Source organism: Streptomyces sp. NPDC058092, assembly GCF_042884935.1.
In the GTDB taxonomy this organism is placed as follows: Bacteria; Actinomycetota; Actinomycetes; order Streptomycetales; family Streptomycetaceae; genus Streptomyces.
Genome location: NZ_JBHVSY010000009.1, coordinates 283,102 through 302,462, shown reverse-complemented (window position 1 = coordinate 302,462; position 19,361 = coordinate 283,102). Strand labels below are relative to the sequence as shown.

Annotated in this window: 16 protein-coding genes; 11 read left to right on the top strand and 5 right to left on the bottom strand. The window is 71.0% G+C overall.

All coding sequences use genetic code 11. The features are described from left to right. The first annotated feature begins 377 nt into the window (after positions 1-377). Positions 378-3,920, top strand: coding sequence for a DNA polymerase III subunit alpha (dnaE, locus tag ACFVV1_RS18010; RefSeq protein ID WP_389990157.1), 3,543 nt, complete (start codon positions 378-380; stop codon positions 3,918-3,920). A 97-nt stretch (positions 3,921-4,017) separates the two neighbouring features. Here the strand turns inward: dnaE and ACFVV1_RS18005 are convergent, their stop codons facing one another. Next, on the bottom strand, positions 4,018-4,200 hold the full coding sequence (locus ACFVV1_RS18005) for a hypothetical protein (protein WP_351258585.1): 183 nt from the start codon (positions 4,198-4,200) through the stop codon (positions 4,018-4,020). Positions 4,201-4,424: 224 nt separating this feature from the next. Here ACFVV1_RS18005 and ACFVV1_RS18000 point away from each other — a divergent pair, with 224 nt between their 5' ends. The 6 genes from ACFVV1_RS18000 (at position 4,425) to ACFVV1_RS17975 (ending at position 11,661) form a co-directional block, all read left to right on the top strand. Next, the gene (locus ACFVV1_RS18000) at positions 4,425-5,699 is read left to right on the top strand and encodes an NYN domain-containing protein (RefSeq protein ID WP_389990156.1); all 1,275 of its coding nucleotides are present in this window, start codon (positions 4,425-4,427) and stop codon (positions 5,697-5,699) included. Between the two features lie 148 nt (positions 5,700-5,847). Beyond that, positions 5,848-6,822 carry an ABC transporter ATP-binding protein gene (locus ACFVV1_RS17995; RefSeq protein ID WP_389990185.1) on the top strand — a complete coding sequence of 325 codons (975 nt, stop codon included), beginning with the start codon at positions 5,848-5,850 and terminating at the stop codon, positions 6,820-6,822. Positions 6,823-6,916: 94 nt separating this feature from the next. Further along, the gene (locus ACFVV1_RS17990) at positions 6,917-7,771 is read left to right on the top strand and encodes an ABC transporter permease (RefSeq protein WP_389990155.1); all 855 of its coding nucleotides are present in this window, start codon (positions 6,917-6,919) and stop codon (positions 7,769-7,771) included. A gap of 34 nt (positions 7,772-7,805) precedes the next feature. Then, complete coding sequence (locus ACFVV1_RS17985) at positions 7,806-8,534, top strand: ABC transporter permease (protein ID WP_389990154.1); 729 nt, start codon at positions 7,806-7,808, stop codon at positions 8,532-8,534. 293 nt (positions 8,535-8,827) lie between these two features. Then, positions 8,828-10,567, top strand: a complete 1,740-nt coding sequence (locus tag ACFVV1_RS17980; protein ID WP_389990153.1) for a serine/threonine protein kinase — start codon at positions 8,828-8,830, stop codon at positions 10,565-10,567. After that, the gene (locus tag ACFVV1_RS17975; RefSeq protein WP_389990152.1) at positions 10,549-11,661 is read left to right on the top strand and encodes a serine/threonine-protein kinase; all 1,113 of its coding nucleotides are present in this window, start codon (positions 10,549-10,551) and stop codon (positions 11,659-11,661) included. Before ACFVV1_RS17980 ends, ACFVV1_RS17975 begins: the two co-directional genes overlap by 19 nt. Before the next feature lie 70 nt (positions 11,662-11,731). Here ACFVV1_RS17975 and ybaK read toward each other — a convergent pair whose 3' ends face one another. From ybaK to ACFVV1_RS17955, 4 genes are all read right to left on the bottom strand, one after another. Continuing rightward, positions 11,732-12,235 (bottom strand): Cys-tRNA(Pro) deacylase, encoded by a 504-nt coding sequence (gene ybaK / locus ACFVV1_RS17970; protein WP_389990151.1) that lies wholly within the window; start codon positions 12,233-12,235, stop codon positions 11,732-11,734. 36 nt (positions 12,236-12,271) lie between these two features. Continuing rightward, on the bottom strand, positions 12,272-13,015 hold the full coding sequence (locus ACFVV1_RS17965; protein ID WP_389990150.1) for an LON peptidase substrate-binding domain-containing protein: 744 nt from the start codon (positions 13,013-13,015) through the stop codon (positions 12,272-12,274). 5 nt (positions 13,016-13,020) lie between these two features. Beyond that, entirely contained in the window at positions 13,021-14,058 is a 1,038-nt protein-coding gene (locus ACFVV1_RS17960) for a hypothetical protein (protein ID WP_389990149.1), read from the bottom strand. Positions 14,059-14,371: 313 nt separating this feature from the next. Further along, positions 14,372-15,973: an oxidoreductase gene (locus ACFVV1_RS17955; protein ID WP_389990148.1), complete on the bottom strand. Its 1,602-nt coding sequence runs from the start codon at positions 15,971-15,973 to the stop codon at positions 14,372-14,374. 139 nt (positions 15,974-16,112) lie between these two features. Between ACFVV1_RS17955 and hisD the strand changes: the two genes are divergently transcribed. The 4 genes from hisD to ACFVV1_RS17935 are packed head-to-tail and all read left to right on the top strand — an operon-like array spanning position 16,113 to position 19,343. Beyond that, positions 16,113-17,435 carry a histidinol dehydrogenase gene (hisD, locus tag ACFVV1_RS17950; RefSeq protein ID WP_389990147.1) on the top strand — a complete coding sequence of 441 codons (1,323 nt, stop codon included), beginning with the start codon at positions 16,113-16,115 and terminating at the stop codon, positions 17,433-17,435. Then, positions 17,432-18,580, top strand: coding sequence for a histidinol-phosphate transaminase (locus ACFVV1_RS17945; protein ID WP_389990146.1), 1,149 nt, complete (start codon positions 17,432-17,434; stop codon positions 18,578-18,580). The genes hisD and ACFVV1_RS17945 overlap by 4 nt, the downstream gene beginning before the upstream one ends. Next, on the top strand, positions 18,577-19,179 hold the full coding sequence (hisB, locus tag ACFVV1_RS17940; protein ID WP_389990145.1) for an imidazoleglycerol-phosphate dehydratase HisB: 603 nt from the start codon (positions 18,577-18,579) through the stop codon (positions 19,177-19,179). The genes ACFVV1_RS17945 and hisB overlap by 4 nt, the downstream gene beginning before the upstream one ends. Beyond that, positions 19,176-19,343: a hypothetical protein gene (locus ACFVV1_RS17935; RefSeq protein WP_389990144.1), complete on the top strand. Its 168-nt coding sequence runs from the start codon at positions 19,176-19,178 to the stop codon at positions 19,341-19,343. Before hisB ends, ACFVV1_RS17935 begins: the two co-directional genes overlap by 4 nt. Positions 19,344-19,361 lie beyond the last annotated feature (18 nt).

The window sequence follows — 19,361 nt, the reverse complement described above, 5'->3', positions numbered from 1 at the left end:
CGCCGGAGGCGCGGCATCAGTGCCCGGACCCGGAAAGCGCGGCCACAGGCACTGATTCGGGTGATGTGTGGGGGATTCCACCTCGGATGGGTGGGAAATGCGCGCGGCCGCACAGTCGATGTGGGACGCCTGGAATGTGTGGTCTCCCGAGGAGCGTGGAAGCTACCGGGCCGGCTGCCGGGTTCGTGCCGTGGTCGGCTTGCCGCCACGCCCACGTGCGAGGGTGGAGGCTGCTGACCGCTGCGTCTGTGATCTCGGCAACCTCATTGTTTTCGACGGTGCGCGCTCCGAGTGACAGGCCGCGGAGTATCGGTGTCGCGACGTAGACTTCGACGCTGTCCCCCTCACCCGCCCTGCTCGCCCGGAGGCCACAAACCGTGTCGTCGAAGCCGCCCTTTACGCACCTTCACGTCCACACCCAGTACTCGCTGCTGGACGGTGCCGCGCGGCTCAAGGACATGTTCGCTGCCTGCAATGAAATGGGCATGTCGCACATCGCGATGACGGACCACGGCAACCTGCACGGTGCCTACGACTTCTTCCATTCGGCGCAGAAGGCGGGCGTGACGCCGATCATCGGGATCGAGGCGTACGTCGCTCCGGAGTCGCGCAAGCACAAGCGGAAGATCCAGTGGGGCCAGCCGCACCAGAAGCGCGACGACGTCTCGGGTTCGGGTGGTTACACCCACAAGACGATCTGGGCGTCGAACGCGACGGGGCTGCACAACCTCTTCCGGCTCTCCTCGGACGCGTACGCCGAGGGCTGGCTGCAGAAGTGGCCGCGGATGGACAAGGAGACCATCTCCCAGTGGTCCGAGGGCCTGATCGCCTCCACCGGCTGCCCCTCGGGCGAGGTGCAGACCCGGCTGCGGCTCGGCCAGTTCGACGAGGCGGTCCAGGCGGCCTCCGACTACAAGGACATCTTCGGCGAGGACAAGTACTTCCTGGAGCTGATGGACCACGGCATCGAGATCGAGCGCCGGGTCCGTGACGGACTCCTCGAAATCGGCAAGAAGCTGAACATCCCGCCGCTGGTGACCAACGACTCGCACTACACCTACGCGCACGAGGCCACGGCCCACGACGCGCTGCTGTGCATCCAGACCGGCAAGAACCTCTCCGACCCGGACCGCTTCCGCTTCGACGGCACCGGTTACTACCTCAAGACGACCGACGAGATGTACGCCGTCGACTCCTCCGACGCCTGGCAGGAGGGGTGCGCCAACACGCTGCTGGTCGCGCAGCAGATCGACACCGGCGGCATGTTCGAGAAGCGCGACCTGATGCCGAAGTTCGACATCCCGGACGGGTTCACGGAGATCACCTGGTTCCAGGAGGAAGTGCGGCGCGGGATGGAGCGCCGCTTCCCGGGCGGTGTCCCCGACGACCGGCAGAAGCAGGTCGAGTACGAGATGGACATCATCATCCAGATGGGGTTCCCGGGCTACTTCCTCGTGGTCGCCGACTTCATCATGTGGGCGAAGAACAACGGCATCGCGGTCGGTCCCGGCCGAGGTTCCGCGGCCGGTTCGATCGTGGCGTACGCGATGGGCATCACCGACCTCGACCCGATCGAGCACGGACTGATCTTCGAGCGGTTCCTCAACCCCGAGCGCGTCTCCATGCCCGATGTCGACATCGACTTCGACGAGCGCCGGCGCGTCGAAGTGATCAGGTACGTGACGGAGAAGTACGGCGCCGACAAGGTCGCCATGATCGGCACGTACGGCAAGATCAAGGCGAAGAACGCCATCAAGGACTCCGCCCGCGTCCTCGGCTACCCGTACGCGATGGGCGACCGGCTCACCAAGGCCATGCCCGCCGACGTCCTCGGCAAGGGCATCGACCTCAACGGCATCACCGACCCCAAGCACCCGCGCTACAGCGAGGCGGGCGAGATCCGGGGGATGTACGAGAACGAGCCGGACGTGAAGAAGGTCATCGACACCGCGAAGGGTGTCGAGGGCCTGGTCCGGCAGATGGGCGTGCACGCCGCGGGCGTCATCATGTCCAGCGAGCCGATCGTCGACCATGCCCCGATCTGGGTGCGGCACACCGACGGCGTCACCATCACGCAGTGGGACTACCCGCAGTGCGAGTCGCTCGGCCTGCTGAAGATGGACTTCCTGGGCCTGCGCAACCTGACCATCATGGACGACGCCGTCAAGATGGTTGAGTCCAACAAGGGCGTGAAGCTGGACCTGCTCGGCCTCCCGCTGGACGACCCGAAGACGTACGACATGCTCTGCCGCGGCGACACGCTCGGCGTGTTCCAGTTCGACGGCGGGCCGATGCGTTCCCTGCTGCGCCAGATGCAGCCCGACAACTTCGAGGACATTTCCGCCGTCTCGGCCCTGTACCGGCCGGGCCCGATGGGCATGAACTCGCACACGAACTACGCCGAGCGCAAGAACGGCCGCCAGGAGATCACCCCGATCCACCCGGAGCTGGAGGAGCCCCTCAAGGAGGTCCTCGGCCTCACCTACGGCCTGATCGTGTACCAGGAGCAGGTGCAGAAGGCCGCCCAGATCGTCGCCGGGTACTCGCTCGGCGAAGCCGACATCCTGCGCCGCGTGATGGGCAAGAAGAAGCCCGAGGAACTGGCGAAGAACTTCGTCCTCTTCGAGGCCGGGGCCAAGGAGAAGGGCTTCTCCGACGCCGCGATCAAGGCCCTGTGGGACGTGCTGGTCCCGTTCGCCGGATACGCGTTCAACAAGGCACACTCCTCCGCGTACGGTCTGGTCACCTACTGGACCGCGTACCTGAAGGCGAACTACCCCGCCGAGTACATGGCGGCGCTGCTGACCTCGGTCAAGGACGACAAGGACAAGTCTGCGGTCTATCTCAACGAGTGCCGTCGCATGGGCATCAAGGTGCTGCCGCCCAATGTGAACGAGTCGCTGTCGAACTTCGCCGCGCAGGGCGACGACGTGATCCTCTTCGGCCTCACGGCCGTCCGGAACGTGGGTCAGAACGTCGTCGACTCAGTCATCCGGTGCCGCAAGGCGAAGGGGAAGTACAGCTCCTTCCCCGACTTCCTCGACAAGGTCGAAGCGGTCGTCTGCAACAAGCGCACCGTCGAATCGCTGATCAAGGCCGGCGCCTTCGACGAGATGGGCCACACCCGCAAGGGCCTGGTCGCCCACCACGAGCCGATGATCGACAACGTGGTGCAGGTCAAGCGCAAGGAGGCCGAGGGCCAGTTCGACCTCTTCGGCGGCATGGGCGAGGAGGAGAGCGACGAGCCGGGCTTCGGGCTCGACGTGGAGTTCTCCGACATCGAGTGGGAGAAGTCCTACCTGCTGGCCCAGGAGCGCGAGATGCTCGGCCTGTACGTCTCCGACCACCCGCTCTTCGGCCTGGAACACGTGCTGTCCGACAAGGCCGACTCCTCGATCTCCCAGCTGACCGGTGGGGAGCACTCCGACGGTGCCATCGTCACCCTCGGAGGCATCATCTCCGGCCTGCAGCGCAAGATGACCAAGCAGGGCAACGCCTGGGCCATCGCCACCGTCGAGGACCTGGCCGGATCCATCGAGTGCATGTTCTTCCCCGCCACCTACCAACTGGTCTCCACCCAGCTCGTCGAGGACACCGTCGTCTTCGTCAAGGGACGCCTCGACAAGCGGGAGGACGTGCCCCGGCTCGTCGCCATGGAGATGCAGGTCCCCGACATCTCGTCGGCCGGCACCAACGCCCCCGTGGTCCTGACCATCCCCACGGTCAAGATCACCCCGCCGATGGTCAGCCGCCTCGGCGAGGTCCTCAGCAACCACCGGGGCGACACCGAGGTGCGGATCAAGCTCCAGGGCCCCCGCAAGACCACGGTGCTCCGGCTCGACCGGCACCGTGTGAAGCCCGACCCGGCGCTCTTCGGCGACCTGAAGGTGCTGCTCGGACCGTCCTGCCTGGCCGGCTGAGCCGGTTCACGGCCGACGTACGAGAGGGGCGCCCCGCGAAAGCGGGAGCGCCCCTTTCGGCCACCCGGCCTGAGGCCGGGACCGGAGATCTGCCCGGTCAGTTGTGGCCGAAGCGCCGCTGGTGCTTACGGGCGACATCAGCAGGGCTGCCCTGGGCCTGCGACTGAGGCTGTATCTGCGACTCGTAAGCAGTCGACTTGGGCTCTTCCGCACCGCGCTCCGGGCGGGACGACGCGCGGTTCTGCTGGCTGCTCTGCTTGCGGTTCTTGTTCTTGGCCATGGTGTTCCTCCTACGGGGACTCTCGGGGCCAGGACCGCGTTCAGATTCACATAGTGGGTTAAAGCGTGCATGTTGGATCATTACCGTGCGTAGTGAGGGGGTATCATGCGCCGTTTTCCGGATTCGCCACGCCGATGATCGAGTTCCGGCCGTCAACCCCTGCGCGGTCGGGCAGACTCGAAGGAAACCCTTGGCAAGGACCACACCCGAACTTCTGGAAGAGGGTGGAACGCGTGGACCGTTGCGTCGTCCTGGTGGACGCCGGCTACCTCCTTGGTGCAGCCGCGAGTCTGCTGGCCGGAGAGCCCGCCCGTTCCCGCATCACCGTCGACCACGCGGCCCTCATCCGGGGCCTGCGCGAGCTGGCCGAGGCCGACACGCAGCAGCCGCTGCTGCGGATCTACTGGTTCGACGGCGCCCCCGACCGCGTACCGCAGCCTGAGCACCGCAGACTGCGGGTGATGCCCCGGGTGACCGTCCGGCTCGGGGCTCTGACCCGCAGTGACGGGCGCTGGGCCCAGAAGGGCGTCGACGCCGCGATGCACGCCGAGCTCACCGAACTGGCCAGGAATCGTGCCTGCTCCGACGTGGTGCTGGTGACCGGCGACGGCGATCTGCTGCCCGGACTGATGTCCGCCAAGGAACACGGCGTCGCCGTCCACCTATGGGCCGTCCAGGCCGCCGACGGCGATTACAACCAGTCCGAGGACCTGGTCGCCGAGGCCGACGAACGAAGGGTGCTCGACCGGGCCTGGATCACCCAGGCCGTACAGGCCAAGGAGACCGGCGGCGTCTGCTCCCCGCCGCCCGCGCCCCGCCCGGAGATCGCCGCGATCCTCTCCGCACCGCTGCCCGAGGCGGCCCTCGCCGCCTCCGCCGAGCGGGCCTCGGAGGCCCGGGCGGCGGCCGACACCGACGGCACCGTCCCCGCTTCGGCGGAGAGCACCACCACCCCCGCCGACCGGCCCGGCCCCGGCGGAAGGGGCGTCCCCACCCCCAAGGACCTGGCGGGCAGCCTGCGCGGCCCCGGCACCCAGGCCGTCCAGCCCTCGCCCGCCAACGCGACCCTGCGCTGGTCCTCCGACAAGGGCTGGATGGACCGCGGCGGCCTGGGCGAGCCCGCCGAAACCGCGTCCCTCCCGACACTGGCCCAGCTCACCAGCGCCGAGCAGCGCTGGGCGGACCGCGAGGAGGACATCACCACCGTCGGCGGCGACCCCTTCGAGGTGGGCCAGGTCTTCGCCCGCCGCTGGATGGAGCGGCTGCCGGAGACCACCCATCTGCAGAAGCTGTCGACCATGTACCCGCGCATCCCGCACCGCATCGACGGCGAGCTCCTGCGGTACGCGGCACGGTTCGGCCTCCTCGCCCACAAGGACGACCAGATCGACGAGCACGACCGTTACGCGATCCGGGCGGGATTCTGGCGGGAGATCGACGTACGGGCCGCGGCCGAACACACCCCCGTGACGGAGCGGACGGGGCCGTTCGCCGACTGACGCCACGGCGGGCCCGCGGGCGGGCAGCCCGGTCGGCGATCGCCCCAACGGTGCCCGGCCGGCACGGCCCCGGGCGCGATCCGGGGCATCCGACCCCGTACTCTCGTACCTCGTGAGTACGGGCACAGCACAGGCGCAGACCGGGACCGTGTGCGCGGTGCGTGATCTGGTCAAGACCTATCCCGCCGCCCGCGGCCGCCGCGGTGCGCCCGGCACCCCCGAGGTGCGCGCCACCGACGGGATCAGCCTGGATGTGCGGCGCGGCGAGATCTTCGGACTCCTCGGCCCCAACGGCGCCGGAAAGTCCACCCTGGTACGGCAGCTCACCGGGCTGATGCGGCCCGACTCCGGCAGTGTCACCGTGCTGGGCCACGATCTCGTACGCCATCCCGAGCGGGCCGCCCGGCTGATCGGGTACCTCGGCCAGGAGTCCACCGCCCTCGACGAACTGACCGTGTCGCTCGCCGCCGAGACCACCGGACGGCTGCGCGGCCTGCCGGTACGGGACGCCCGCGCCGAACGCGACGCCGTACTCGACGAACTCGGCCTCACCGAGATCGCGGCACGCCCCCTGAAGAAGCTCTCCGGCGGACAGCGGCGGCTCGCCTGCTTCGCCGCCGCGCTGGTCGGCGAGCGGCCGGTGCTGGTGCTGGACGAGCCGACGACCGGGATGGATCCCGTCGCACGGCGCGCCGTCTGGGCTGCCGTGGACCGGCGCCGGGCCGAACGCGGCGCGACGGTGCTGCTCGTCACCCATAACGTCATCGAGGCCGAGACGGTCCTCGACCGGGTCGCCGTGATCGAACGCGGCCGGGTCATCGCCTGCGACACGCCGACCGGGCTCAAGGAGCGGGTCGCGGGCGAGGTCCGGGTCGAGCTGGTGTGGCGGGAACGGGCGCCCCTGGACGTACCCGAAGTGGCCGCGCTGCGCGGCTCGGCCCAGGAGTCCGGGCGGCGCTGGGTGCTGCGGCTCGGCCCCGACGAGGCACGGGCGGCGGTCGCCGCCGTGACCGGCGGCGCGGCCTTCGCGGCACTCGACGACTTCACGCTGGCGACGCCCAGCCTGGAGGACGTCTACCTCGCGCTCGGCGGGGACGCGACCAAGGGGCTGGTGAAGGCATGACCGGAGTGGGCGGGGCGCGCGGGGCGACCGGGACGAGCGGGGCGGCCGGGCGCGCGTGCGTGGCTCGGCAGGGAGCGAACAGGAGCAGCGCCAGGTGACGAGCATCGTTCCCGCGCAGGCGGTGACCGGACCTGCCCGGGCGGCCGAGGGCGGCCGTGCCGGCCGCGAGGACGACGGCCACCACGGGGCGGCCCCCGCGCCGCTCGCGCCGCGGGCCCGGCTGTTCCCCTCGCTCGCGGCCGTCTACCGCGCCCAGCTGTCCCGGGCCAGGGTCGCCCGTATCCCGCTGCTCTTCGTCGCGACCTTCCAGTCCGTCGGGATCATGGTGCTGATGCGCGGGGTCGTGGACGACGGCTCCGAGGCGCGGGCCGTCGTCGCCGGTTCCAGCGTCCTCGTGGTGGCCTTCGTCGCGCTCAACCTGCTCGCCCAGTACTTCGGGCAGCTGCGGGCCGGCGGCGGGCTCGACCACTACGCGACCCTGCCGGTGCCGCCCGCCGCGGTGGTGCTCGGCGCGGCCGGAGCGTACGCCTCCTTCACCGTTCCCGGCACGATCGTCACGGCCGTGGCGGGGAGCGTGCTGTTCGGGCTGCCGCTGACGCATCTGTGGGTGCTCGTCGCCGTCATTCCGCTCTCCGGGGCGGCGCTCTCCGGGCTCGGCGCCGCGCTGGGGCTGCTCGCGCCCCGGCAGGAGCTGGCCACGCTGCTCGGGCAGCTGGGCATGTCGGCGGCGCTGCTGCTCGGCGTCCTGCCGGCCGACCGGCTGCCCGCGCCGATCGGCTGGGCCCGCGATCTGCTGCCCTCGACGTACGGTGTCGAGGCGCTCTCACGGTCCTTCGACGCCCACCCCGACTGGGCGGTCGTCGCGCTGGATCTCGCTGTCTGCGCCGTTGTCGGCGTCCTCTCTCTGGCCGTGGCCACCTGGGCGTACCGCAGGGCAGCGGTCCGGTGAGGCGTGGCACAGGGACGCCTGGCACGATGGCACGGTGACAGCACCTCTGACGCCGCCGCACCAGCCCTCGTCCAACGGCTCCTGGCAGACCCCGCCGAAATGGGGTGGGCCCGGTGGTCCTGGTGGCCCCGGCTCCGGGGCCCTGGCGGAGTCCCAGGGGGAGAACGACCACGGGTCGGATCTGCGGCGGGCCGCTGTCGTCACCGTGCTCGTGACCGTCTCCGGTATCGGGCTCGGACTCCTCTGGGTGTGGCTGGCCCCGCGGGTTCCGCTGATCTCCGACGGCACGGCCGTCTTCCTCAGCGACAGCGAGGGCGAGGAGGCGATCGGCGCCGACGGTACGTTCGTGCTGCTCGCGCTGGCTTTCGGCGCGCTCTCCGCGGCGCTGGTCTTCTGGTTCCAGCGGCGTGGCGGCATCGCCCTCGTGGTGGGGCTCGCACTGGGCGGGCTGTTCGGTTCGCTGCTCGCCTGGCGGCTGGGGGTGTGGCTCGGACCGAACCAGGACGTGGTCGCGCACGCGCGGGCGGTCGGCAAGGGCGTGGTCTTCGACGCGCCTCTTCGGCTGCGGGCGAAGGGGGCCGCGTTGCTGGTGTGGTCGATCGGGGCGATGGCGGTTCATCTCGGGCTGACCGCGTTGTTCGGGCCGCGGGATCCGGAGCCGGAGTGGGGGGCGTTTCCGGGGTGGGCCGCGGCTGGGCCCGTGCCGGGGGCGGGACCCGGTGCTTCGGGTGCGGGTGGAGGTGTGCCGCCGGCTGGGGCCTAGGCGGGATATGGGTGCGGGTGGGAGCGTGCCGCCGGTCTGGTGCCCCGCCCGGCAGGCTTTGCCCCGCCGCGACGCCCGGCGTCGGTCGCGGCGGATGAAGCCGTGTGAGCGGCAGAGGGCCTGCCCGACGATTCCCCTGGACCGGCCGGATGGGTGAGACCCGTGGATCGGCCGGATGCGGGGCGCGATGTGCGTTCGGATTTCGTTCCAGGAAGCTCTTTCTGCTGAATCGGCGCTAATCTCCCCTCTATTCATGCGCATGTCATGGTCCGTGCGGAGTGGGGGAGTGGTTCGTGTCGGCGAGCTGGGCGGACATTCAGCCTCTGGACGAGGACGATCCGGTACGTCTCGGCGCGTACCCCCTGATCGGCCGTCTCGGGGCGGGCGGAATGGGGCGCGTCTACTTAGGGCGTTCCCTTACCGACGGTGGGCTGGTGGCAGTCAAGACGCTCCTGGCGGAAGGCGAGATCAGCCCCGTTGATCGCCGGCGGTTCGCCCGGGAGGTGAAGGTCGCCCGTCGTGCGGAAGGGGCGCGCACCGCCCGTGTACTGGGCTCGGACCCCGAGGCGGAACGGCCGTGGCTCGCCACCGAGTACATACCCGCGCCCTCCCTGGCCGAACTGGTTCTCCACGCGGGCCCACTGACCGGTACAGCCGCCCGTTGGGTGACACGCGGTGCCCTGGAGGCACTGGCCGAGCTGCACCGGCACGGCATCGTGCACCGCGACGTGAAGCCGCAGAACCTGCTGCTGCCTCTCGGCGGGCCGCGGCTGATCGACTTCGGGATCTCCCACGCCACAGACCTGACACGTACGCAGCTCACCCTGGGAACAGTGGCGTTCACGTCACCCGAGCAAGCGCGTGGCGAGCCGTCCACCACCGCATCAGACATGTACTCGATCGGTGCCACCCTCTTCCACCTTGCGGTGGGAAGGGCTCCCTACCCGCCCGATGTCGAGATGTTGCCGCTGCTGACATATGTCGCGGAGGCGCGGGTGGACCTGACCGGGCTCCCCGACGAACTCGGTCCGGTGGTCCGAAACTGCCTGGCGTCGGATCCCGGCGACCGGCCTCAGGTGACCGACCTGTTGGAGCGTTTCACCTTCGAACTGGCCGAGATGCCGACGGCGCCGGATGCGGGAGGCTGGCTGCCCACGCCCTGGACCCGGATCATCGAAGCCTACGCACGCCGGGGCCACGAACTGGTTGCCGACCCGGGCGCGGTCGTGCGTGCGGCAGCGGACGGACACCCGGTGCGACCGGCCGAAGAGGCCGGTCCCCCACAGACCCGGCCCCTGACCACGGACTGGGAAGCCGCGCCCGGCACATCGCCACACCCCGGCGGCGCCCCCGACCACGCCGACCGAACCGCCGCTCACGCGGACCCGGAGGGGACAGCCGAGCACGCGGATTCGGACGCGCCGCACGGTCGGGGCGCGCGAGTCTTCGTCCGCGTGGTGCAGACGGTGATGGCTGCCGTGCTGCTGACCCTGGCCGCCCTGGGCGTGTACGGCTACTACGCGGCGCGTCAGGCCGGACAGCCGGACGCAACCGACCGCGCCTTCTCCGGGATGCGGGTCGGCGAATGCGTAGGGACCGGCCTCGGCCCTGATCTGGGATGGCTCTCCCGCATGCCGCAGCGGGCCCCCTGTCTCGCGGACGACGCCGACTGGCGCGTCGTCGCCGTCGACAAGGGCGGGCCCGCGGACCGCTGCTACCCCTCGTACCACACGATGCCGTGGCTCCACACCAGCACGGCCGGCACCACCGGCCTGTGTCTTGAGCGAATTTTTCACCGGGGGGAGTGCGTCCTCGGCGCTGAGCCCACCCCAGGCAGCACCGTCGCTGTCACGCTTCTGAAGCCCGACCCTGTGTTCGCGACCACCGTGAGCTGCTCGGATACGGCGCCGGCCGACTACGCGGTGCTGCACGTCCTGGAGTTCGGGCCGGTCGAGTCGGGCTGCCCGGCACGGACGAGGGTCCTGTACAGGTTCCCCGACCGAGGGAAGGTTCTGTGTCTGACACCGGCGTGATCCTGCACCCGCTGCACCGGTCCGATCCCGCCGTGCTGGGCCCGTACCAGCTCATCGGGCGCCTCGCTTCAGGCGGTATGGGCCGTGTGTACCTCGCGGTCCGCCCCGGCGCACCGGGCCTGGCCGCGGTCAAGACTCTGCTGGCGGAGGGCGAGGTGCAGCGGGAGGACCGGACCCGCTTCGCCCGCGAGGTCGCGGTGGCCCAGCGGGTGGCCGGACCGCACACCGCCTGCGTGCTGGATGCCGATCCGCACGTTCTTCGGCCCTGGTTGGCCACGGAGTACATCGCGGCCCCTTCCCTGGGCGAACTGGTCACGCGCTGCGGTCCCGCTCGGCCCGCGGCCGTCGCCCACGTCGCCGGTGCCTGTGCCGTCGCTCTGGACGCGCTTCACGCGGCCGGGGTGATCCACCGCGATCTGAAGCCACAGAACATCCTGCGACCGTCCGACGGGGTCAGGCTCATCGACTTCGGCATCTCGCACGCCACCGACCTGACCCGTACCAGGGTGACGCTCGGCACCATCGCGTACATCGCGCCGGAGCAGGCGCGCGGTGAACCCGCGACGCCCGCGTGTGACGTGTACTCCCTGGGGGCGACTCTCTGCACCCTGGCCAGTGGCCGGCCCCCGTACGCCGAAACCGGCGACCCTGTGCGTCTGCTGGCCCTGGTCTCCCGCGGAGCAGTCAGCCTCGACGGTGTCCCCGATGCCTTGCACCCGGTCGTCCGCGCATGCCTGGACCCCGATCCGGCGAACCGCCCACGGCCCGCGGAACTGCGCGCGATGGTCGAGGGACGTGCCCTCACGGACCGGTCGCACGGGCTGCACGATTTACGTGTCCCGGACGGCTGGGCCGAACTGATCTCCGGTTACCGGCGACGTGGGCACGAACTCAGCGAGCAGTACGCCCCCGAAGCAACCAGAACGGCCGCAGACCCTGAGCCCGCACGCCGCGTCGCCGGACTGACGTCGCGGGGGTGGCGGGCCGCGGGGAGCTTCATCGGGAACCTCACGGCGCTGATCCTGCTCGGCCTCGGAGGGCTCGCCGTCCTTGCCACGATCGTCGTCTTCGTGGTGGTCGTCGTCATCGAGTAGCGCCCCCGCCGGGGGCCTCGACGAGGAAAGCGCCGGGCGGCCCACCCCTGCGCGAGGCCGCTCGGGTGGCCTACCCCCGGCCGATCCCCGCGAACACCGCCCCCGTCAGCGACGCCAGGTCCACAGGGGCCAGTTCGACCTCCAGGCCGCGGCGGCCCGCCGAGACGCAGATGGTCTCGTGGGACCGTGCCGACGCGTCCAGCACCGTACGCAGCCGCTTCCGCTGGCCCAGGGGGGAGATGCCGCCCCGTACGTAGCCGGTGGTGCGTTCCGCCGCCGCGGGGTCTGCCATCGTGGCCCGTTTGCCGCCCACCGCGGAGGCCAGCGCCTTGAGGTCGAGGGAGCCGGCCACCGGGACGACCGCCACGGTGAGGGTGCCGTCCACCTCCGCGACCAGGGTCTTGAAGACCCGGTCGGGGGAGACGCCCAGGGCCTCGGCCGCCTCCTCGCCGTAGGAGGCCGACGCCGGGTCGTGGTCGTAGGAGTGGACGGTGAACGCCGTGCCGGCCGCGGTCAGCGCGACCGTCGCCGGGGTGCCGCCGGGCTGTTGCTGCTTCTTCGGCTTCTTCGCCACGGGGGAGGGTCCTCGGGTCGGTCGGCTGTCGGTCGGTCAGTTGGGGTGGATGGGGGGACGCGTCAGGTCGGCCGCGGGCAGGGACGGCAGATGCCGGATGACGGCGGTCTCGGAACGCAGCAGCGTCAGTTCCTCGCGCAGCCGGGTCGCGGTGTCGGGTGCCTGGAGCAGCCGCTGCTTCGACGGGATGTCGAGTACGGCGGCCGCCGCGACCAGGTACGAGACGACGGAGGGGTCGTCGGGCAGGTTCGCGCCCGTCGTCAGGGACCGTTCGCTCGCCCCGGCCAGCCGCTTCTGGTAGCTGCGGAAGGCCCGCAGGACGCCCTCGGCGAGTGCGCCCGCCTCCTCGCCGGGTTCCTCGTCCAGCTCGTCGAGTTCGGCCGTCAGATAAGGGCCGCTCGCGTCCACGGAGAGCAGCTTGGCGCGGGTGGTGCCGGTCGCGAGGACCTCGAAGCTGCCGTCCGGCCGTTCCCGGATCTTCGCCGCGTCGGCGATGCAGCCGACCCGGTGGAAGGTCTGGATCGGGTCGGGGCCGAAGCCGTCCGCGGGGCCGCGCTCGACGGGGGTGCTCGTCGGATCCGGCATTCCGGCGGCCGTCGGGGCGATCTCGTGGCCGTCGCGGATCGCGACCACGGCGAAGCGGCGGGGCTCGTCGTCGTCGGTCTTCAGCAGCTCGCGCATCATGGCGCGATAACGCTCTTCGAAGACGTTGAGCGGCAGCACGAGGCCGGGGAACAGCACCGCGTTCAGCGGGAACAGAGGCAGGCGAGCGGTGGTCACAACGGTCAAGCGTAATGGCCGCGGGGCCGGCCCCGGTCGGCCCGGCCCGGCAAAGTTGTCACACGGGCCACCCGAAGCCACGCGTCGTTCCTCGCGTCGAAGAACCGGCCGAGCGGATCGTCGGAGACGGACGACCACGGGAACGACGCCGCGTGGGGTCCGATCCGCCGGAACTGTTCCAGCGCCTCGCCCCAGCGGCCCCGGGCGACCAGCACGAACGCCAGCAGGTTGCGGACCTCGGCGGGCCAGGGGTCGCCGGGCGCGAACGAGGCGGACAGCGTGATCGCCAGATCCGCCGCCGCGTCGATCCGTTCCTCCTGCACCGAGGTGGTACGGGCGTGCGGTCCCTCGATCAGCAGGGCGAAGGCGGCCCGCAGCGGCAGCGCCTGCACCAGTGAGCCGGGCAGCGAGTCCTCGGCGGCCCGCTCGGCGAAGTCGAAGCATTCGCGGTGCGAGCCGTACCAGGCGGCGGAGAGGTAGCGCAGCGCCGCGACATGGCAGCCGTAGTGGTGCGAGGAGCGCTGGATCGCCTGCTCCCACAGCGCCTCGAAGGTGGTGTGCGTGGCGTGGGTGCCGCGTGCGTGGTCGAGCGCGAGCCGCCAGGGCACCGGGTCGCGCGGATCGCTCTCGGCCGCAGCGGTGATCAGTGGCCCCACCTCGCGCAGCTGCTCGGCCCGGACGGGCGACTCCCAGGCCCGGCGGACCGCCAGCTCCGCCTTGACGAGCAGCGCGTCCGGATCGTGCGGCGCGGCGGCGAGCCAGTCGGTCAGCCAGCCGTCGCGGTTGCGGGCGAACGTGACGAGCCGGCCGAGGTAGCGGTCCCGGTTCTCCCACTCGGCGCCGTCCCGGGTGCCGGCGAGGAGTTTCGCGGCTGGTTCGTACTCCCCGGCGGCGGCGGCGACGAGCGCCGGGGAGAGCCGCTCGTCGGGGGCGTCGAGCAGCACCACGTCGTCCGCCGGCAGTCCGGCGGACCCCTGCGGGGAGCGCCGGATCATGCGCGCGGTACGGAGCAGAGCGCGAAGGAATGGCATGGCGCAGACCATTGAAAAGCGCTGGTCGGGACGGCGCCAGAGGGGCACTGTGAAGCTTTGGTGCCGAGTGAATGGGTTGTATCGGGCTTGGTCAATAGAAGGTAAAGGAAAGCCTGGGAATCTGGCTTGTTCCCGCTGATCCGGCGAGACGTCTCCGGTACTTCGGTCGTGGCTCGGCCGGTCGTTCGACCGTGGCCCCCCGCCGTGAAGGCCACGACGGAGGCCGCCGCGAAGGCCGCGGCCGAGGCAACCGCGACGGCCGCCCCGCGACGGGCCTCGGGGTGGCCGGGCTGCCGCCCGAAGCCCCGGTCGTGGCCGGATCCGGTCAGCCCCGGCGCAGCAGCCGTGACGCGCCGGCCGCGACCGTCGTGGCCAGTATCCAGCCGAGCAGGACGAGCACGGCCGACCCCCACTGCCAGCTGCCCTCCATCCGCCAGTAACCGTCCTGACCGAGATTGATCACCGGCACCAGCAGGTCGAGCGCGTACAGCGCCGGGTTCCACTCCGGATGCTCGTCGTGTTTGATCGCCGCCGGGACGTACCGGGAGAAGGCCAGCGCGCCCGCCGCCCACAGCACCGCCATCCACACCGCGGCCCGGCCCGGCCGGTAGCCGTACGCCACCGTCCAGTCCTGCAGGAAGCCCCAGAGCTTCGCGGCGGGCGGCAGCGTCTCGCGCCGCCGGCGCTGCTTGGCCAGCAGCACCTCGCGGGCGTCCGCGTCCTCCCCGCAGCTGCGCAGTACCGTCGCGAGGCGTTCGTACGGCTCCGGTACGTACTCCGGAGTCGCCGCCGCCACCCACTCCAGGCGCCGGGAGAGCGGGAAGTGTCCGTACGGGACGAGGTTCTCGTACACGAAACCGCCCATCGCCAGGCCGCCGGGCCCCGGCCAGCTGGTGGACACGTCGATCAGCGTGACGACCTTCGCGCCGTTCAGCACGACCCGGCCCTCCTCGGGCCGCTCCGCGTTGAACCGCAGCTCCGGCGTGACGATCCGGCGCAGCGACAGCTCCTCGTGCCGGGCCAGCACGAACCGTGCCTTGTGCAGATCGACCGCGTCGCCGAACCGCCCGTCGTCCAGGCGCACCCCGCCGCGGCACTCGAAGATCTGTGCACGCGTCCCGCGCGCCGGGGTCGGGGCCATGACGATGCCGTACGGGGGCGTGGTGCCCTGGTTCCCCGTGTCGATGCTGACCCACGCCTCGCTCATGTACAGCGTCCGCTCCACCGTCAGCTGCGGGGCGTTCAGCGCGCGCCGGCCCTCCCTGCCCCGCAGCCGGCTGCCGCGCAGACTCAGCGAACCGCCGACCTTCGCCCCGCGCAGGCTCAGCTCGCCGCGCGCCTCGATCAGCTCCGCCTGGAGGTCCTGGGCGACCGCCAGCCCGTCGGCGGCCAGGGCGCGCCCGCCCCGGTCCGGCCCGATCTCGATCTGGTTGATCAGCAGATCGGTGCCGATCTGGGCGTCGGTGAGCCGGATCCCGCGCTTGACGCGGCAGCGCGGCAGATGCAGATCGCCCTCGGTGCGCAGCCGGGCCGCCTCCAGCCGCGGCATCGCGCAGCCGACGATCCGCAACGTTGTGAAATGGCATTCGGGCAGCACCACCTCGTTCTCGAAGCGGCAGCCGGTCATCTCGACGTACGGCGCGACGCGCCCGCCCGCGAGATCGAGTGTCCCGGTGATCCGTACGCCCCGGAGCTTCAGCGCGGCGACCCGGCCGGGCCGCGGCGGCGGCCCGGACAGCAACAACCGGGCGACGACGCGCCCGTCCACACTGCGCTCCGGTCCCCAGACGCGCGGCGCGAACGGATCGTCCTGCGCAGGGTCGCGGGCGCGCAGATCGTAGGTGCTGCCGTTCCGGAAGGCCTGCCACATGCCCAGCTCGGCCGCGCTGAGACCGTCCGGAAAATCGCCGTCGTGCGGTTCGGTCACGGGGTGCCCCTTCCGCTCGGAGCTGTTCTTCCCTCTGGGTGACGACGTGAACGCTATTGGTCAGCAGTGACACCCGGGAGATGTATCAGCCAGTGATACGGGCGACCGGACGCCGCGGGCGGTCTGCGAGAATTGCGGTGTGATCTCTCGAATCGATCTGCGCGGCGAGGCCCTCCCCGAGGGTGGAGCCCTGCGCGACCTGCTGCCCCGTGCCGAGTTCGACGTGGAAGCCGCCCTGGAGACGGTGCGGCCCATCTGCGAGGACGTACGCCATCGTGGCTCGGCGGCAGTGATCGAGTGGGGAGAGAAATTCGACGGCGTACGGATCGACTCGATCCGCGTTCCGGCCGCGGCGATCGCCGCGGCGCTGGAAGGGCTCGACCCCGCCGTACGGGCCGCGCTGGAGGAGTCGATCCGCCGCGCCCGCCTCGTCCACCGCGAGCAGCGCCGCACCACGCACACCACCCAGGTCGTCCCCGGCGGCACCGTCACCGAGAAGTGGGTGCCGGTCGAGCGCGTCGGGCTGTACGTACCGGGCGGGCGCTCCGTCTACCCCTCGTCCGTCGTCATGAACGTCGTACCGGCCCAGGAGGCGGGCGTCGAGGGCATCGCCGTCGCGTCCCCGCCGCAGAAGGCCTTCGGCGGCCTGCCGCACCCCACCATCCTCGCCGCCTGCGCCCTGCTCGGCGTCGACGAGGTGTACGCGGCGGGCGGCGCCCAGGCCGTCGCGATGTTCGCGTACGGAACGGCCGAATGTCTTCCGGTGAACCTCGTCACCGGCCCCGGCAACATCTATGTCGCCGCCGCCAAGCGCCTCCTCAAGGGCCGGATCGGCATCGACGCCGAGGCGGGCCCCACCGAGATCGCGATCCTCGCCGACTCCACCGCCGACCCGGTGCACGTCGCCGCCGACCTGATCAGCCAGGCCGAGCACGACCCGATGGCCGCCGCCGTCCTCGTCACCGACTCCGAGGAACTGGCCGCCGCCACCGAGGCCGAGCTGAAGCCGCAGGTCGCCGCGACCAAGCACGTCACCGACCGGATCGAGCCCGCGCTGGCCGGCCGCCAGTCCGCGATCGTCCTGGTCAACGACCTGGAGGACGGCCTCAAGGTCGTCGACGCGTACGCCGCCGAGCACCTGGAGATCCAGACCGCCGACGCCGCCGCCGTCGCCGACCGGGTCCGCAACGCCGGAGCGATTTTCGTCGGCCCGTGGGCCCCGGTCTCGCTCGGCGACTACTGCGCCGGCTCCAACCACGTCCTGCCCACCGGCGGCTGCGCCTGCCACTCCTCGGGCCTCTCGGTGCAGTCCTTCCTGCGCGGCATCCACATCGTCGACTACACCCGCGACGCGCTCGCCGAGGTCACCCACCATGTCGTGACCCTCGCCGAGGCGGAGGACCTGCCCGCCCACGGCGCCGCGCTCAAGGCCAGGTTCGGCGGAGAGGTTCCACAGCAGTGACGCACAGCAACACCCCCCGCAAGACCACCCGCATCGACGAGCTCCCGGTCCGCGACGAGCTGCGCGGCAAGTCCCCGTACGGGGCCCCGCAGCTCGACGTACCGGTGCGGCTGAACACCAACGAGAACCCGTACCCGCTGCCCGACGCGCTCGTCGACCGGATCGCCGAGCGCGTCCGCGAGGCCGCCCGCGACCTCAACCGCTACCCCGACCGGGACGCCGTCGAACTCCGTACGGAACTGGCCCGCTACCTCAGCCGCACCGCCGGCCACGACGTCGCCCTCGCCAACGTCTGGGCCGCCAACGGCTCCAACGAGGTGCTCCAGCAGCTGCTCCAGACCTTCGGCGGCCCGGGACGTACCGCGATCGGCTTCGAGCCCTCGTACTCCATGCACGCCCTCATCGCCCGTTCCACCGGCACCGGCTGGATCTCCGGACCGCGCAACGAGGACTTCACCATCGATGTCGACGCGGCCCGGAAGGTCATCGCCGAGCACCGGCCCGACGTCGTCTTCATCACCTCGCCCAACAACCCCACCGGCACCGCCGTGGACGCCGACACCGTCCTCGCGCTGTACGAGGCGGCCCAGGCGGCCAGGCCGTCGATGGTCGTCGTCGACGAGGCGTACGGCGAGTTCAGCCACCACGCGTCGCTGCTCCCGCTGATCGAGGGCCGGCCGAACATGGTGCTCTCGCGCACCATGTCGAAGGCGTTCGGCGCCGCCGGGCTGCGCCTGGGCTACCTCGCCGCCGACCCCGCCGTCGTCGACGCGGTCCAGCTGGTGCGGCTGCCGTACCACCTGTCCTCCATCACCCAGGCCACCGCGCTCGCCGCCCTGGAGCACACCGATACGCTGCTCGGATACGTCGCCCAGCTCAAGAGCGAACGCGACCGGATCGTCACGGAGCTGCGCGCGCTCGGCTACGACGTCACCGACTCGGACGCCAACTTCGTCCAGTTCGGCCGCTTCGCCGACAGCCACACCGCCTGGCAGCGGATCCTCGACCGGGGCGTCCTGGTCCGGGACAACGGCGTACCGGGATGGCTGCGGGTCTCCGCGGGCACCCCGGCAGAGAACGATGCGTTCCTCGACGCGGTACGCACGCTTGTAAATGAGATCGCCAAGAAGGAGCACGACGCATGACTCGCGCGGCCCGCGTAGGAAGAGTCGAACGCACCACCAAGGAAACCTCGGTCCTCGTCGAGATAGACCTCGACGGCACCGGCAAGGTCGATGTGTCGACCGGGGTCGGCTTCTACGACCACATGCTCGACCAGCTCGGCCGGCACGGGCTCTTCGACCTCACGGTCAAGACCACCGGCGACCTGCACGTCGACTCGCACCACACCATCGAGGACACCGCCCTCGCGCTCGGCGCCGCGTTCAAGCAGGCACTCGGCGACAAGGTCGGCATCCACCGCTTCGGCAACTGCACCGTCCCGCTGGACGAGTCGCTGGCCCAGGTCACCGTCGACCTGTCGGGCCGCCCGTACCTGGTGCACACCGAGCCCGAGAACATGGCGCCCATGATCGGCGCGTACGACACGACGATGACCCGGCACATCCTGGAGTCCTTCGTCGCCCAGGCGCAGATCGCCCTGCACGTCCACGTGCCGTACGGGCGCAACGCCCACCACATCGTGGAGTGCCAGTTCAAGGCGCTCGCCCGTGCCCTGCGCTACGCCAGCGAGCACGACCCGCGCGCTGCCGGAATACTTCCCTCCACGAAGGGCGCGCTGTGACCGGCCTCAACACCATCCTGATCCTGGTCGGCCTGTTCCTGGCCGGCGGGGTCTACTCCTTCTCGAAGCAGCAGATGCCCAAGGGAGTCATCGTCCTGCTCGGGCTCGCTTCCGTGATGTGCCTGGTCGCAGGCGTCATGCGGATCCAGGGACTCTGGGACTGAGGTAGGACTTGTGAGCGA

Excerpts from the sequence above, each read along its gene's own strand:
- ACFVV1_RS18005 (WP_351258585.1), bottom strand. The coding sequence starts at position 4,200 with ATGGCCAAGAACAAGAACCGCAAGCAGAGCAGCCAGCAGAACCGCGCG.
- ACFVV1_RS17960 (WP_389990149.1), bottom strand. The coding sequence starts at position 14,058 with ATGGTCTGCGCCATGCCATTCCTTCGCGCTCTGCTCCGTACCGCGCGC.
- hisB (WP_389990145.1), top strand. The coding sequence starts at position 18,577 with ATGACTCGCGCGGCCCGCGTAGGAAGAGTCGAACGCACCACCAAGGAA.